This window comes from Rhodobacter capsulatus (assembly GCF_052363185.1).
Taxonomy (GTDB): domain Bacteria; phylum Pseudomonadota; class Alphaproteobacteria; order Rhodobacterales; family Rhodobacteraceae; genus Rhodobacter; species Rhodobacter capsulatus_E.
Genome location: NZ_CP198955.1, coordinates 3,538,979 through 3,553,159, shown reverse-complemented (window position 1 = coordinate 3,553,159; position 14,181 = coordinate 3,538,979). Strand labels below are relative to the sequence as shown.

Genomic DNA, 14,181 nt, shown 5'->3' with positions numbered 1-14,181 from the left:
TGTGGCCCCACTCTCGTCCCGGATGGCGCCTGACGCAAGCGCCATCTCAGCTTTCGACGGGAAGCCGCAAGGGCGGTTCCGGGGCCAGCTCCTCGAAGTCGAAATTGTCGAGCCGATGCGCCCGCTTGCCCGCCTTTTCGGCGGAGGTCCGGATCTCCTCGATATCCCGTGCGGCCATGCCGAAGTGGCGATCCAGATTGGCCACCCGCTCGCCCAGCCGCCCGACATCGGCATTCAGCGCGGCGAGTTCGCGCCGGATCGCCCCCGCCTGTGCCCGCATCCGCGCGTCTTTCAAAACGGCGCGCATCGTGTGCAGCGTCGCCATGCAGGTCGTGGGCGAGACGATCCAGACCTTGGCGGCAAAGCCCTCGCGCACCAGTTCCGGGAAATTCGCGTGCAGTTCGGCATAGACGGCTTCCGAGGGCAGGAAGAGAAGCGCCCCGTCCGAGGTCTCGCCCTCGAGGATGTAGCGATCCGCAATGGCGCGGATATGCGCGCGCAGCGAGATTCGCATCATCCGTTGCGCCTCGATCAGCTGGCTTTGATTTTCGGCCCGGCGCAGGGCTTCATAGGCTTCCAGCGGGAATTTGCTGTCGATGACAATGGGCCCCGGCGGATAGGGCAGGTGGATCAGGCAATCGGCGCGGCGTCCGTTCGATAGCGTCGCCTGCATCGTATAGGAATCGCGCGGCAGGGCCTTTTGCACGATGTCATGCAGCTGGATCTCGCCAAAGGCGCCGCGGGTCTGCTTGTTTGACAAAATATCCTGCAACCCCAGCACATTGCCCGAAAGCTTCTCGATATTCGCCTGCGCCTTGTCGATCGCGGCCAAGCGCTGTTGCAGGTCGCCCAAGGACCGCGCCGTGCGGGTGGCCGAGCCGTGCAGGCTTTCGGTCATCGCCCGGTTCACCTCGGCCAGCCGGGCTTCCATAAGGGCGAGCATCCGGCTTTGGCTGGCGGCTTGGGCTTCGGAGACATGATGCAGCCCGCCCGCCAGCTGGTGTTGGCCATCCGAGAGCGCCTGCACCCGTTGCGCCAGTTGCAAAAGGTTTCCGGCCAGAGGGTCCAGCGTCTTCGCCGTGCGCAGCGACGCCCGCAGCATCAGCAGGATCAGCAGCAGCAGAACCGCCGCCGCACCAAGCGCCGCCTGCACCAGCGGGTCCTGCAGGTCGATCAGATGCGCGCCGATCTGGATCATGTCCGGCCGAACAGCCGTTCGATGTCGGAGAGTTTCAGCTCGACATAGGTCGGGCGGCCGTGGTTGCACTGCCCCGAAAGCGGCGTCGCCTCCATCTCGCGCAGCAGCGCGTTCATCTCCTCGACCCGCATCTGCCGGCCGGAGCGGATCGAGCCGTGACAGGACATCCGCGACAGCACCGCGTCGATCTTCGATTGCAGCCGCAGGCTGTCGCCCTGATCGGCCAGCTCATCAAGGATGTCGCGCAACAGCGCCGCGGCGTTGATTTCCCCAAGGATCGCCGGGGTTTCGCGCACGGCGATGGCGCTGCCGCCAAAGGGCTCGATGGCAAGGCCAAGCCGGTGCAGATCCTCGGCCACATCGAGCAGCCGGGCGGCCTCGGCGGGCGACAGTTCGACGATTTCGGGGATCAGAAGCGCCTGCGCCGCGATGCCCTTTTCGGCGCTTTGCGCTTTCAGCCGTTCATAGACCAGCCGCTCATGGGCGGCGTGCTGATCGACGATCACCATGCCGCGCTCGGTCTGGGCGATGATGTAGTTTTCATGCAGCTGCGCCCGCGCGGCGCCCAAGGGCCGGTGGATCAGCTCGGCCGTTTCGGGCGGGGCGGGCTCGACCCGGGCCGAGGGGGCAAAGGGCGCGGTGAAGGGCTGCGGCGCCTCGTCGAAGCTTTGCAGGGGCATCTGCGCGGCAAAGGCATTGCGGATGGCGCCGTAACTGGGCCGCTCCATCTGATAGAGGCGCGGCTGCACCGGTTCGGGCTGCATCGCACCGAGCGTGGCGGTGGCGACGGTGGAGGACGACCGATGCCCCGATTGCGCCAGCGCATGGCGGATGCCGGTGACGATCAGGCCCCGCGGCACGCCCGATTCGCGAAACCGGACCTCGGCCTTGGCGGGATGGACGTTCACATCGACCGACTCGGGATCGCAGGTCAGAAACAGCACCGCGGCCGGGTGGCGGTCGCGCGACAGCACGTCCATGTAAGCCGCCCGCAAGGCGCCCAAAAGCATCTTGTCGCGCACCGGGCGGCCGTTGACGAAGAGGAATTGCTCGATGGCGGCGCCGCGGGAATAGGTGGGCAGGGCGGCATAGCCGGTCAGCCGGATCCCCTCGCGCTCGGCGTCCAAGGGCACGGCATTGTCGGCAAAGGCCCGGCCCAGAATGCGGCCTAGCCGACCCGAAAGCGCGCCGAAGAGCTCGCCCTGTTCGGCATCGGCGCGGAAAATCTCGCGCGTGTCGGTGCCCGCGATCTCGCGCAGAGTGAAGCTGACATAGGGTTCGGCCATGGCGAGGCGCTTGACCGTATCGGCGATGGCCTGCGCCTCGGTCCGGTCGGTGCGCAGGAATTTCAGCCGCGCGGGGGTGGCAAAGAACAGATCGCGCAGCTCGACCACGGTGCCGCGATTGAGCGCCGCCGGTTTCACCGCGTCGATCTGGCCGCCGGACACGGTGATCTGCGCGGCCTCGAACCCCTCGGCGCGCGAGGTGATGGTGAGACGGCCAACGGCGCCGAGCGAGGGCAAAGCCTCGCCGCGAAAGCCGAAGGTGTGGATGTTCAGAAGGTCCGAGCCGTCGATCTTCGACGTGGCATGACGGCTCAGCGCCAAGGGCAGGTCTTCGGCCGTCATGCCGCAGCCGTCGTCACTGATCCGGATCAGCGTCTTGCCGCCGTCGGCATAGGCGATCTCGATCCGGCTTGCCCCGGCGTCGAGCGCGTTTTCCACCAGTTCCTTGACCGCCGAGGCGGGGCGTTCCACCACCTCCCCCGCCGCGATGCGGTTGGCGGCGGCGTCGTCAAGCTGGCGGATCACCGGGCGCGAGGCGCCGATTTGGGGGGGCTGTGCGTTCATGCCACAAGGGATAGCACAGCCCGAAATCAAGCCCAACAGATTCGGGGCTTACTTCAACCCCTCGGGCTGGCCCACGACGACAAAGCGCAGCCCGTCGGCCTTGATCAGCCGCTGCGCCACCCGGGCGATGTCGTCCTTCGTCACCGCATTGACCTTGTCGTTGCGGCTGTTGATGTAATCGACCGGCATGCCGTTCAGCTGCATCCCCGCCAGAATGTCGGCAATATTGCCATTGCCGTCAAAGCGCAGCGGATAGGCGCCGGTCAGATAGGTCTTGGCATCGGCCAGTTCGCGGTCGGTGACCTTGCCGCTTGCGGCCCTGGCCCATTCCGCCTTCACGATCTGGATCGCTTCCGCCACCTTGCCATTGGCCGAGGCGAAACTGCCCTGCCAGGTCTCGGCCAGATCCTTGGGCACCAGATAGGTGTAGATGCCATAGGTCAGGCCGCGCTTTTCGCGCACCTCCTCCATCAGCCGCGAGGAAAAGCCGCCCGCGCCCAGGATCTCGTTGAAGACATAGGCCGGGAAAAAATCCGGGTCCGACATGGCGAGCCCCTGCTCGCCAAAGATCACCGTGGCCTGCGGCGTGTCGAAGGGCACAACGGTCACGCCGCCGGTCAGCGCCAGATCGGCGCGCGGCGGCAACGGCGCCCCCGTGGCGGGCAGATCGCCCAGAAGCCGGTCGAGCAGCGGGCCCAGATCGGCGGGGGTGATATCCCCCACGGCCGAAACCACCAGCCGGTCGCGCGCCATCACCCGGGCTTTCGCGGCGAACATGTCTTCGCGGGTCAGGGCCTGCACGCTGTCCACCGTGCCGTTCAGCGAGCTGCCATAGGGATGATCGCCGTAAGCCAGCTTGCGGAAGGTCTCGCCCGCGATCGCCTGCGGGTCCTGCGCGTCCGAGGCGATGATCGACAGCACCTGCCCGCGCACCCGATCGACCGAGGCCTGATCGAAATGCGGGTCATTCAGCGCGCCCTGCAGCAGCGCCACCGCCTTGTCGCGGTTTTCCGTCAGCATCCGGGCAGAGATGCTCAGCGTGTCATCATCGACGTCGAATTTGAAACTGGCGGCCAGGGCCTCCTGCGCGGCGGCAAAGCCCTGACTGTCCAGATCGGCCGAGCCTTCCTCCAGCGTCGCCGTCATCAGATTGGTGGCGCCGCGCTTGCCCGGCTCATCAAGGCTCGCCCCGCCGCGAAAGCGGATTTCCAGCGCGGTAAAGGGGATGTCATGCGCTTCGACCAGCCAGGCCCGGATGCCGCCGGGCGAGGTGACCTCGGTGATCTCGATCGCCTGCGCGGGCAGGGCGGAGAGGACCGCCAGAACCACGGCGGCGATTAGGCGAAAGGGGGCGCGAAGGATCATTTCGTGGCCTCCGGGGTCAGGGCGGGCGCGGCGGGAACGGGTGCCGGGGCGCCCCCCGCAGGTTCGGCAAAGACGGTCACCGATTGCGCGGGCGCAAAAAGCGCGGTGGCGGCGGCCATCACGTCGTCGGGGGTGACGGACATCAGCACCTCGGGCCAGGCCGCGACATCGGCGACGGAAAAGCCCGAGGCCAGGGCCTCGCCATAGCGATGGGCCAGCGCCTCGGTGTCGTCCTGTTCATAGATCTGGCTGGCGCGGATCTGGGTGCGGATACGCTCGAACTGCGCCGGGTCGATGCCGTCGGTGAAGAAATCGGCCAAAGCCTTGTCCAGCGCGGCTTCGGCCCGGGGCAGGTCGACATCCTTCGCGGGCATCACGGCGAGCGTGAAGGTGGTCTTGTCGATCGACATCCCGTCATAGCCCGCCGAGACATGGATGGCATCGCCCGCCTCGAACACCAGTTTGCGGCCCAGAACCGAGGTGGCCATGTTGCCGCCCAGAAGCTCCGCCAGAATCGTCAGCGCGGCCGCCTGTTTCTGATCGCCCGGGTTGCGTTCGGGCGCCAGATAGCTGCGCATCACATAGGGCTGGGCGATGCGGGCATCGCGAAACACCATGCGCCGGGCGGCCAGCTGCGGCGGCTCCTGCGGGCGGACCCGTGGCGGCAGGTCTTTCGACGGTTCCAGCGGGCCATAGTATGTCTGCGCCAGCGCCTTCACCTGATCGGGGGTCACGTCGCCCGCCACCACCAGCACGGCATCGTTGGGCGCGTAATGGCGGCGATACCAGGCCAGCGCATCCTCGCGGGTCAGGCTTTCCATCTCCTGACGCCAGCCGATCACCGGTGTGCCATAGGGGCTGTTGAGGAATTGCGCCGCCCGCATCTGCTCGCTCAGAAGCGCCGAGGGGTCGCTGTCGGTGCGCTGGGCGCGTTCTTCCAGAATCACCTCGCGCTCGGTCTTCCAGTCATCGGGCGAGATGCGCAGGTTGCGCATCCGGTCGGCTTCCATCTTCATCACCAGCTCCAGCCGGTCGGCGGCGATGCGCTGGTAATAGGCGGTATAATCATAGCTGGTGAAGGCATTGTCCGAGCCGCCATTCGCCGCCACCACCTTCGACAATTCCCCCGGCGCCAGCGTGTCGGTGCCCTTGAACATCAGATGTTCCAGGTAATGGGCGATCCCCGACTTGCCGCGGATCTCGTCGGCCGATCCGGCCCTGTACCAGACCATCTGCACCACGACCGGGGCGCGGTGATCCTCGATCACCACGGCGTCAAGGCCGTTGGGCAGGGTGAAATGGGTCACCGGGGCGGCCGTGGCGCCAAGGGTGGTCGCCGTCAGGGCCAGTCCGGCAAGCATCATGCGCATGGGCATCTCCGTCGATCTGGCATCAGGGTAATCCCGCCACGGCCACAGGCAACCGGCTGCGGAGGGGGCTGACGCAGGTTTGATCGGCCGTTACGGCAGCGCCTGCTGCGCCGTGCCCGAAGGCGGGGCGGCCGGGGTGCGCAGACCCTGCTGGCGCCAGCGCTCCAGTTCGGCCTGCTGGTCAAGCGACATCGGCCGATAGGCCTTGAGGTAGACGTTGATGTTGAACAGCCGTTCCAGCAACCGGCCATCGTGATCGCGCCGCCATTGCAGATCTTCGGCGGCAAGCCGGTCGCGGATGCCGGCTTCGGTGCCGAACCGCCCCGAATGGCTCAAAAGCCCGCCATCGCCCGTCGCGCGGCCGGTGCCGGTCAGCCGTTCGGGATTGCCACCCAGCGCCGCCACCGCATCGGCCTGCGGCGTGGGATCGGTGATGTTCGTCCCACCCGGCGTCGGCGCGGGCAGCTCGGTCAGGCTGTCGGGCATGGCAAGCGGTTTGGTCGGCAGGATGCCGAATTCATCCGGCCCCGAGGTCGAGGAGCGCAGGTGCATCAGCTCGGGCTGTTTGTCTTTCGCGCCGCCGCAGCCGCCAAGGGCCAGCGCCGTCACCAGCGCAATCCCGAGCGTTCCAGACACCGATCGCATGCAGCACCCCATCGTCGTTTGCCCCGTCTTAGCCTATCGCCGTGCGCCCGTCACGCCCCAATGGCATTCACGCGCGCCCGGACTTGCCCTCGCCAGTGAACAGCACCAGCCCCGCCGCGCCAAGGAAAATGGCGATGTCGGCGACGTTGAAGGAAAACGGATTGTCCCAGAATGGCGTCGAGACATTGAGGAAATCGGCCACCGCACCATAGGCGATGCGGTCGATGACATTGCCCAGCGCCCCGCCGATCAGAAGCCCGGCGGCGACCTGCCCGCGCAGCCCCTGCGGATGGCGGCTGACCCAGTGCCAGACCCAGGCCGAAATGGCCAGCGCCATCACGACCAGGGCCCAGCGGGTGATCTCGTCCTCGCCCGCGAAAAGGCCGAAGTTGATGCCGCGATTCCACGCCATGCGCAGGTTGAACCAGGGCGGCAGCACCGCCATCTGGCCGATCCGGTCAAGCCCGATCCATTGCACGACGATGACTTTCGTCACCTGATCGAGCAGCAGCACCGCTGCCGCAAACCGCGCCATCAGTCGCATGATGCCTCAGTGCCGGAAGTGGCGCATGCCGGTGAAGACCATGGCCAGACCGCGTTCGTTCGCGGCGTCGATCACGTCCTGATCGCGCATCGAACCGCCGGGCTGGATGATCGCCGTCGCCCCCGCCTCGGCTGCGGTGATCAGACCATCGGCAAAGGGGAAGAAGGCATCGGAAGCCACAACCGAGCCACGGGTCAGCGGCGCGGGCAGGCCCATCACCTCGGCCATGTCTTCCGCCTTGCGGGCGGCGATGCGGGTGCTGTCGACCCGGCTCATCTGCCCCGCGCCGACGCCGACAGTGGCGCCGTCCTTCACATAGATGATCGCGTTCGACTTGACGTGTTTCGCGACCTTCCAGGCAAAGAGCAGGTCTTTCAGTTCCTGCTCCGAGGGCGCGCGTTTGGTGACGACTTTCAGATCGTCCAGCGTGATCGCGCCATTGTCCTTGCCCTGCACAAGGAAGCCGCCCGCCACCTGACGGAAGCTGGTGATCGGCGCTTTCGGGTCGGGAAGCGCGCCCGTGGTCAGAAGGCGCAGGTTCTTCTTCGCGGCAAAGATCGCCTTCGCCTCGTCGCTGGCCGCGGGGGCGATGACGACTTCGGTGAAGATCTTGCAGATTTCTTCCGCCGTCGCGGCGTCAAGGGTCTGGTTCAGCGCGATGATGCCGCCAAAGGCCGAGGTGCGGTCGCAATCGAACGCCCTTGTGTAGGCTTCAAGCATCGTCTTGCCGGTGGCCACGCCGCAGGGATTGGCGTGTTTGATGATCGCGCAGGCCGGGGCGTCGCTCGGGAATTCCGCCACCAGTTCAAAGGCCGCGTCGGTGTCGTTGATGTTGTTGTAGCTCAGTTCCTTGCCCTGATGCTGGCTCGCCGTCGCCACCCCCGGACGGGCCGAGCCGTCCAGATAGAAGGCGGCCGACTGATGCGGGTTTTCGCCATAGCGCAGGGTTTGTGCCAGCGTTCCGGCAAAGGCGCGGCGGCGGGGCGCTTCCTCGCCGATCGCCTGCGCCATCCAGGTGGAGACGGCGGCATCATAGGCGGCGGTGCGGGCATAGGCGATCTGCGCCAGCCGTTGCCGGAAGGCGAAGGTGGTCTTGCCGTCGTTGGCATCCAGTTCCGCCAGAACGGCGGCGTAATCCTCGACATCGACCACGGTGGCGACAAAGGCATGGTTCTTCGACGCGGCGCGGATCATCGCCGGGCCGCCGATGTCGATATTCTCGATGCAGTCGTCATAGGCGGCGCCCTTGGCCACGGTGGCTTCGAACGGGTAAAGGTTGACCACCAGCAGGTCGATCACCTCGATGCCATGGGTTTCCATCGCGGTCAGATGTTCGGCATTGTCGCGCAGCGCCAGAAGCCCGCCATGCACCTTGGGATGCAGCGTCTTCACGCGGCCATCCATCATCTCGGGGAAGCCGGTCACTTCGGACACGTCGCGCACGCTTAGGCCCGCTTCGCGCAGCGTCTTGGCGGTGCCGCCGGTCGAGAGCAGCTCGACCCCGCGGGCGGCCAGCGCACGGGCGAAATCGACCAGACCGGTCTTGTCGGACACCGAAAGCAGCGCACGGGTGAGCGGAACGGGATGGGTCACGAGACTTTCCTTCTTTGCAAGGGCCGTCGCGGCCCGTGGTCAGGGAGCGGGAACGGGCGGCCGGGGCTCGCCCTGATTGGCGCCGGGGGTATCCTGAGCCTTGGCCAAGGTCCAGCCGATTTGCTGGATCGGCGCCTGCAAACGCCCCGAAAGCACGATTTGTTGCGTGGCCCGCGGGCGCAGACGGCCCTTTTCCAGATAGACCGAGGGGTCCAGCGTCAGATCGACCGGGCCATCGAAGCGGAAAACCCAGATCTCTCCGGATTTGAGCGCCATCGACACCGCCCAGCCCCCCATGTCGAGCGTGGCATCGACCTCGGGGTGGATGTGGAAGCGAATCTGGAACGGGATGCCGCGCAGGGCATCGGCCTGAAACACGGTCTCGAACCGGGCCTTGTCGGCGCTGGTCATCGCGCCCAGCGTGTCCATCCCCTTCAGCGCGTTGCCGTCGGGGGCAAGCTCCAGTTCCCGGATATGGGTCAGCCCGTGGGTGATCAGATAGCCGTCATGGCCGAAAAGCGCATGCCGCGCCGGGTCGCTTTCCGGGCGCATCCAGGCTTCCGAGGGCGTTTCCTCCAGCCAGGTCCGCGTCGCCGCGCCGGTGCTGCGGGCGGGGCCAAGGCGGGAGGAGGAATAGCCCTCGATCGCCAGGGTCGAATGGCTGGGGGTGGCGCGGCCGGCGCGGTGCCAGTCGGGGCCGAACATCGCCCCCGAGCCGCAGTTGACGATCACCGGCCAGCGCCCCGAGGTCATTTCAAACGCCAGCGTCGAGGCATGGGCATTGGCCGAGGCGGCGCCCCGGGGCGGCGGGGCGGCATCGACGATCAGGCTGGTGCGGCCCGCATGCAGCCGGGCAAAGCCCATCGCCAGCCCGGTCCGCGCCACGGCCCGGGTGCCGGTGGCGTTCAGCGCGGTATCGAGCCGCCCCTCGGCGCCGCGGCCGCCGCCGTGAAACCGAGCAAGCCCGCCATCGGCATGGCGCAGCGCCCGCAGCGTGGGTGCAATCCGCGCGATCGCGGCCAGATGCGCGGGCAAAGGCGTGCGCCCGGCCGCGGTCATCGCATCGGCGGCCCACAAAAGCAGGGTCAGAACCTCCAGCAATTCCTCGGGGTTGCGGGTGGGAATGCCGCCTTCCGCGTCAATCTCCTCGGTGCATTCGGTGGCCAGTGCCTCGGCGGCGGCTGTGGCATGGACCTCCATCCCGGTCAGCGCCAGGCTGGCGTAAATGAGCCCGGTCAGCGCTTCGACCCGCGGCAGGCCGGGGCTGGCCGAGCGCCAGCGCCGCGCCAGAAACAGCGTCTGCTGACCAAGCGTGCGGAAGAAGGCCTGCGCCTCGGTCTTGTCGCGGCCGTTGAGCAGGAACAGCGCATGGTTGATCAGCCGGATCAGCCGCCGCCCGGTCAGATCCGGGGTCCAGCCGGGCCCCTTGGCCTTGCCGTAACGGGCGATCCAGTCGAAAACCCAGGCCTGCGCCCTCTCGCGTGCGGGCCGGTCGCCCACCGCGGCCAGATCGTCAAGCCAGGTGCAGCCCTGCAGCGCCTCCTCGAAGCTCGGGTCGGGGACGGGCAGATCCCAGATCGCGCGGTCGGGCCCCTCGACCAGAAAGCCCGCAAAGAGGAAATTCCCGGCGATCATCTGCCGTCCGCGGGCGAAAGAGCCGATCGAGCGCGGCTCGGGCTGGCTGACGAAGCCGGTGGCGGGGCTGGCCTTGGCCGCGCGCCGCGCCGCCAGCCGGTCCAGAAGGCCCGTCAGCCGCCCACGCGACTCGGCCCGAGAGGATTTGCCCTTGCCCCCAGTCATCGCCCTTGCCATCGAATGTGAACTGTCACGCCTGTTGCCGTTGCCCGCACCTTAAAGCTGCGCAGGGGTCCTGTCATGGCCCGAATTCACCCCTCAGCCGCCCTGTTGCAGCACGGCGACGAAGAAGCCGTCAAGCCCGCCGCGCTCTGGCCAGAGATCGGGGCGCAGCCGCAGGCAGCCAGTTTCCGTCAGCCAGTCGGGGTCGAGCCCGGGGGTGGTGATCGGGGCAAGGCGCAGCCCCGGATGGCGGGCCAGCGCGGCGGCGATCTGCGCCTCGCCCTCCTCGGGAAGAAGCGAGCAGGTGGCATAAACAAGCCGCCCGCCGGGTTTGATCCAGCCCAGCGCCCGGTCCAAAAGCGCCGCCTGCAGCGCCACCAAGGTCTTGATGCCGCTGGCATCTTTCACGAAGGGCAGATCCGGGTGGCGGCGAATCGTGCCGGTGGCCGAACAGGGCGCATCGAGCAGGATCGCGTCAAAGGGCGCCGAAGGCGTCCAGTCGAGCGCATCGGCCACGACGGTTTCGGCCGTCATCCCGCAGCGGGCCAGGTTCTCTTCGAGCCGGTCGAGACGCGGGGCCGAGACATCCAGCGCGGTGACCTTCGCCCCCGCGGCCAGCAGCTGCAGCGTCTTGCCGCCCGGCGCGGCGCAAAGGTCCAGCACGCGCTCGCCCGGCTGGGCGTTCAGCACCTTGGCGGGCAGGGCGGCGGCGGCATCCTGCACCCACCAGTCGCCCGTCGCATAGCCCGGCAATTCGGTTATCTGCCCCGCCTGCGCCAGTCGCAACGAGCCGGTGGGCAGCAGCTCGGCCCCCAGTTTTTCGGCCCATCCCGCGGCATCGGTCTTCACCGAAAGATCGGTGGGCGCGCCCGCCAGATGCGCCGCTTCCATCCGCATCACCGCGACCTTGCCGTAAGCCGACATCAGCCGCCCGCGCAGCCAGCCGGGCAGGGCGGGGGCATCGAGCCGGGCCCAGCGGTCGGTGTCGGCGGCGATCTTGCGCAGAACCGCGTTGATCAGCCCGGCAAAGCCCTCGGTCTTTTGCCCGCCTGAACGGGCGAGCGTGACGAGCGCATCGGTGACGCCATGCGGGGCCTCGCCAAGCGCGCAGATCTCGACCGTGCCGAGGCGGAGAAGCACATGCAGATCGGGCGGCGGCGCCTTGCGCAGATGCGGTTTCAGCATCGCATCGGTGCGGGTGAGGTTGCGCAGCGTGGCCAGCGCGATCCGCTGCGCCCGGGCGCGGTCAGCGGGCGCCAGCGTGGCCAGCTCGCCCGCCTGTTCGGCCAAGGTCAGCCGCTCCTGCAGCACGCCGGACAGAAGCGCCGCTGCCGCACGGCGGGCCGGATCGATCGAAGCCATGGCGCTTTCCCTTGCTTGTTCGCGTGGATGGGGCGGCCTATAACAGGCCCGACCCGAAACGCAAAGCCGGAGGCCTTGATGAGCGAAGACGCCCCGAAGGATCTGCCCCCCGCCGCGCTCCGCGCGCTGGCCGAGGCCGAAGAACGGCGCAAGGCCGCGCAGGCCGTGGCCCTGCCGAAGGAATTCGGCGGCCGCGACGGGCCGGAGCCGGTGCGCTTTGGCGATTGGGAGAAGAAGGGCATCGCCATCGACTTCTGAGGCGCTTGTGGCCAACGCCGGGGGCTGTCTGCCCCCGGACCCCCGAGGATATTTGCGGCAAGATAAAGAGGCGACGGGGGAGGTCAGATCCCCAGCACGTCGATCATGTCGTATTGGCCGGGCTTCTGGGTCTGGCCCCAGAGCGCGGCCCTGAGCGCGCCGCGGGCGAAGATCGCGCGGTCGGTGGCGATGTGGCGCAGCACGATGCGCTCGCCCGCCGTGGCGAAGATCACGTCATGCTCGCCCACGATATCGCCGCCGCGGATCGCCGAGAAGCCGATGGCGCCGTGTTTCCGAGCGCCGGTGATCCCGTGTCGACCCGATTCGCTCATGCCTTCGAGGTCGATGCCGCGGCCCGCGGCGGCGGCCTGACCCAGCATCAGCGCCGTGCCCGACGGCGCATCAACCTTGCGGTTGTGATGGGCCTCGACCACTTCGATGTCCCAATCGGCATCGAGCGCTTGCGCCACCGTCTTCGCCAGTTTCGTCAGCAGGTTCACGCCAAGGCTCATGTTGCCCGCCCGGATCTGCACCGAATGCCGCGACGCGGGTTCGAGCGCTTCGATCTGTTCCTTCTCGAAGCCCGTCGTGCCGATCACATGCACGGCGCGGGCCTGCGCGGCGAGCCGGGCAAATTCCAGCGTCGCCGCAGGGGCGGTGAAGTCGATCACCGCCTGCGCCTTGGCAAAGGCTTCCAGCGGATCATCGCTGACGATCACGCCATTTTTCGCCCCGCCCAGAGCCTCGCCCAGATCGCGGCCGATCCAGTCATGGCCGGTGCGCTCGACCGCGCCGACGAGCTTGGCCTTGTCCGAGGCGGCGACGGTTGCCGCCAGCATCCGCCCCATGCGTCCCGAAATCCCCGTGATCACGATCCCCGGCAGGTCACTCATCTCTCTCTCCATGCGTTTCGCCCTTCCTAGCCCGCGGCTGCCCGCTTGGCAAAGCCCCGTTGCGGCCCCCCGTTGCGGAATGGGCCCGAAAGCCCTATGTGCGGGGCATGGCAAAGAACCGTTTCTCCTCGGGCGATGGCCCCTCGCAACGTCAGCTTCGCGTCGGCGAACTGATCCGGCGTACCCTTTCCGACGTGCTCTTGCGCGGCGAGGTGCATGACCCGGACCTGAACAAGATCTCGATCACCGTGGGCGAGGTGCGGACCTCGCCGGATCTGAAGGTGGCGACGGTCTATGTGGCGCCTTTGGGCGGCACGCTGGGGGGCGACAGCGCCGAGGCGATGCTGGCGGCGCTGCGCCGTCATTCGGGCGAGCTGCGCCATCATGTGGCCAAGGCGATGACGCTGAAATATGCGCCCGATCTGCGGTTTCGCATGGACGAGACCTTTGACCGGCTGGATGAAACCCGGCGGATGTTTTCCGATGAAACCGTGCAGCGCGATATTGCGGCGCGCGACGATGACGAAAGCGATGAGGGTTAAGCCGCTCTGGGCGCGGCTCTTCGCGGCGCTGGCGCTGGTGGTGCCGCGCCTCGCGCTGGCGGCCGATCCGTGCCACACCGTCACCTTCGAGGACATCCCCTTTACCGTCTGTCAGGCGCAGGCCGGGCAGGATCTGCGGCTGTGGCTGAAGGACGATCAGGGCCGGTTGCTGGGCAATGCCGCGCGTATCAAGGCCACGCTGGCCCCGGGCGAGCGGCTCGTTTTCGCGATGAATGCCGGGATGTATGCGCCAAGCCGCGATCCGGCCGGGCTTTACATCGAGAACGGCACCGAGCTTGCGCCGATCGTCACCCGCGAGGGGCCGGGGAATTTCGGCCTGCTGCCGAACGGGGTCTTTTGCGTGACCGACCGTTTCGCGGTGATCGAAAGCCGCGCCTTTGCCGCAGCCCCGCCCGCCTGCCGCTTTGCCACGCAATCGGGGCCGATGCTGGTGATCGGGGGCGCGCTGCATCCGCGGTTCCTGCCCGACAGCACCTCGACCTATATCCGCAACGGGGTGGGCGTTTCGGCTGACGGGCAAACGGCCTGGTTCGTGATTTCCGACAGGCCGGTGACCTTTCACCGCTTCGCCCGCTTCTTCCGCGACAGCCTTGGCGCGCCGAATGCGCTTTACTTCGACGGCTCGATTTCGCGGCTGTTCGTGCCGGGGCAGGGCCGGGCCGATTTCGGCTTGCCGCTGGGGCCGATGGTCGGGCTTGTCGACCGCGAGTGACGGGTCCGATTGACCCGCAAGCGGCAAGGCG

13 protein-coding genes are annotated in these 14,181 nt (G+C 67.7%); 3 read left to right on the top strand and 10 right to left on the bottom strand.

Features of this window, described 5'->3' with window-relative positions; translation table 11 throughout:
* Window positions 1–46: 46 nt before the first annotated feature.
* The 9 genes from ACTTAG_RS17455 to ACTTAG_RS17415 all read right to left on the bottom strand — a co-directional run bounded on the left by ACTTAG_RS17455 (window position 47) and on the right by ACTTAG_RS17415 (window position 11,724).
* Window positions 47–1,198, bottom strand: a complete 1,152-nt coding sequence (locus ACTTAG_RS17455; RefSeq protein WP_444463457.1) for a DNA recombination protein RmuC — start codon at window positions 1,196–1,198, stop codon at window positions 47–49.
* Window positions 1,195–3,048: a DNA mismatch repair endonuclease MutL gene (gene mutL / locus ACTTAG_RS17450; protein ID WP_444463456.1), complete on the bottom strand. Its 1,854-nt coding sequence runs from the start codon at window positions 3,046–3,048 to the stop codon at window positions 1,195–1,197. The genes ACTTAG_RS17455 and mutL overlap by 4 nt, the downstream gene beginning before the upstream one ends.
* 48 nt (window positions 3,049–3,096) lie before the next feature.
* Entirely contained in the window at window positions 3,097–4,413 is a 1,317-nt protein-coding gene (locus tag ACTTAG_RS17445; RefSeq protein WP_444463455.1) for a M16 family metallopeptidase, read from the bottom strand.
* Window positions 4,410–5,783: a M16 family metallopeptidase gene (locus tag ACTTAG_RS17440; protein ID WP_444463454.1), complete on the bottom strand. Its 1,374-nt coding sequence runs from the start codon at window positions 5,781–5,783 to the stop codon at window positions 4,410–4,412. Before ACTTAG_RS17440 ends, ACTTAG_RS17445 begins: the two co-directional genes overlap by 4 nt.
* A 90-nt stretch (window positions 5,784–5,873) precedes the next feature.
* The gene (locus tag ACTTAG_RS17435) at window positions 5,874–6,428 is read right to left on the bottom strand and encodes a DUF3035 domain-containing protein (protein WP_444463453.1); all 555 of its coding nucleotides are present in this window, start codon (window positions 6,426–6,428) and stop codon (window positions 5,874–5,876) included.
* Window positions 6,429–6,495: 67 nt separating this feature from the next.
* Window positions 6,496–6,972, bottom strand: coding sequence for a signal peptidase II (gene lspA / locus ACTTAG_RS17430; RefSeq protein ID WP_444463452.1), 477 nt, complete (start codon window positions 6,970–6,972; stop codon window positions 6,496–6,498).
* A gap of 6 nt (window positions 6,973–6,978) precedes the next feature.
* Window positions 6,979–8,565 carry a bifunctional phosphoribosylaminoimidazolecarboxamide formyltransferase/IMP cyclohydrolase gene (gene purH / locus ACTTAG_RS17425; protein ID WP_444463451.1) on the bottom strand — a complete coding sequence of 529 codons (1,587 nt, stop codon included), beginning with the start codon at window positions 8,563–8,565 and terminating at the stop codon, window positions 6,979–6,981.
* A 39-nt stretch (window positions 8,566–8,604) separates the two neighbouring features.
* A complete protein-coding gene (locus ACTTAG_RS17420) occupies window positions 8,605–10,365 on the bottom strand; it encodes a heparinase II/III family protein (RefSeq protein WP_444463450.1) in 1,761 nt (586 codons plus the stop codon).
* 93 nt (window positions 10,366–10,458) lie between these two features.
* Window positions 10,459–11,724, bottom strand: coding sequence for an RsmB/NOP family class I SAM-dependent RNA methyltransferase (locus ACTTAG_RS17415; protein WP_444463449.1), 1,266 nt, complete (start codon window positions 11,722–11,724; stop codon window positions 10,459–10,461).
* Between the two features lie 78 nt (window positions 11,725–11,802).
* Between ACTTAG_RS17415 and ACTTAG_RS17410 the strand changes: the two genes are divergently transcribed.
* A complete protein-coding gene (locus tag ACTTAG_RS17410) occupies window positions 11,803–11,982 on the top strand; it encodes a DUF1674 domain-containing protein (RefSeq protein ID WP_444463448.1) in 180 nt (59 codons plus the stop codon).
* 83 nt (window positions 11,983–12,065) lie between these two features.
* Here the strand turns inward: ACTTAG_RS17410 and dapB are convergent, their stop codons facing one another.
* Window positions 12,066–12,875: a 4-hydroxy-tetrahydrodipicolinate reductase gene (gene dapB, locus ACTTAG_RS17405; protein ID WP_444463447.1), complete on the bottom strand. Its 810-nt coding sequence runs from the start codon at window positions 12,873–12,875 to the stop codon at window positions 12,066–12,068.
* A 107-nt stretch (window positions 12,876–12,982) separates the two neighbouring features.
* Between dapB and rbfA the strand changes: the two genes are divergently transcribed.
* Together rbfA and ACTTAG_RS17395 are read left to right on the top strand one after the other, a co-directional pair.
* A complete protein-coding gene (gene rbfA / locus ACTTAG_RS17400; protein WP_444463446.1) occupies window positions 12,983–13,417 on the top strand; it encodes a 30S ribosome-binding factor RbfA in 435 nt (144 codons plus the stop codon).
* A complete protein-coding gene (locus tag ACTTAG_RS17395; RefSeq protein ID WP_444463445.1) occupies window positions 13,395–14,150 on the top strand; it encodes a phosphodiester glycosidase family protein in 756 nt (251 codons plus the stop codon). Before rbfA ends, ACTTAG_RS17395 begins: the two co-directional genes overlap by 23 nt.
* Window positions 14,151–14,181 lie beyond the last annotated feature (31 nt).

Bases quoted from the DNA above. Each gene is read 5' to 3' on its own strand.
- ACTTAG_RS17410 (WP_444463448.1), top strand. From the start codon at position 11,803: ATGAGCGAAGACGCCCCGAAGGATCTGCCCCCCGCCGCGCTCCGCGCG.
- dapB (WP_444463447.1), bottom strand. From the start codon at position 12,875: ATGAGTGACCTGCCGGGGATCGTGATCACGGGGATTTCGGGACGCATG.
- ACTTAG_RS17435 (WP_444463453.1), bottom strand. From the start codon at position 6,428: ATGCGATCGGTGTCTGGAACGCTCGGGATTGCGCTGGTGACGGCGCTG.
- ACTTAG_RS17440 (WP_444463454.1), bottom strand. From the start codon at position 5,783: ATGCGCATGATGCTTGCCGGACTGGCCCTGACGGCGACCACCCTTGGC.
- rbfA (WP_444463446.1), top strand. From the start codon at position 12,983: ATGGCAAAGAACCGTTTCTCCTCGGGCGATGGCCCCTCGCAACGTCAG.
- ACTTAG_RS17415 (WP_444463449.1), bottom strand. From the start codon at position 11,724: ATGGCTTCGATCGATCCGGCCCGCCGTGCGGCAGCGGCGCTTCTGTCC.
- ACTTAG_RS17420 (WP_444463450.1), bottom strand. From the start codon at position 10,365: ATGACTGGGGGCAAGGGCAAATCCTCTCGGGCCGAGTCGCGTGGGCGG.
- mutL (WP_444463456.1), bottom strand. From the start codon at position 3,048: ATGAACGCACAGCCCCCCCAAATCGGCGCCTCGCGCCCGGTGATCCGC.
- lspA (WP_444463452.1), bottom strand. From the start codon at position 6,972: ATGCGACTGATGGCGCGGTTTGCGGCAGCGGTGCTGCTGCTCGATCAG.
- ACTTAG_RS17445 (WP_444463455.1), bottom strand. From the start codon at position 4,413: ATGATCCTTCGCGCCCCCTTTCGCCTAATCGCCGCCGTGGTTCTGGCG.
- ACTTAG_RS17455 (WP_444463457.1), bottom strand. From the start codon at position 1,198: ATGATCCAGATCGGCGCGCATCTGATCGACCTGCAGGACCCGCTGGTG.
- ACTTAG_RS17395 (WP_444463445.1), top strand. From the start codon at position 13,395: ATGACGAAAGCGATGAGGGTTAAGCCGCTCTGGGCGCGGCTCTTCGCG.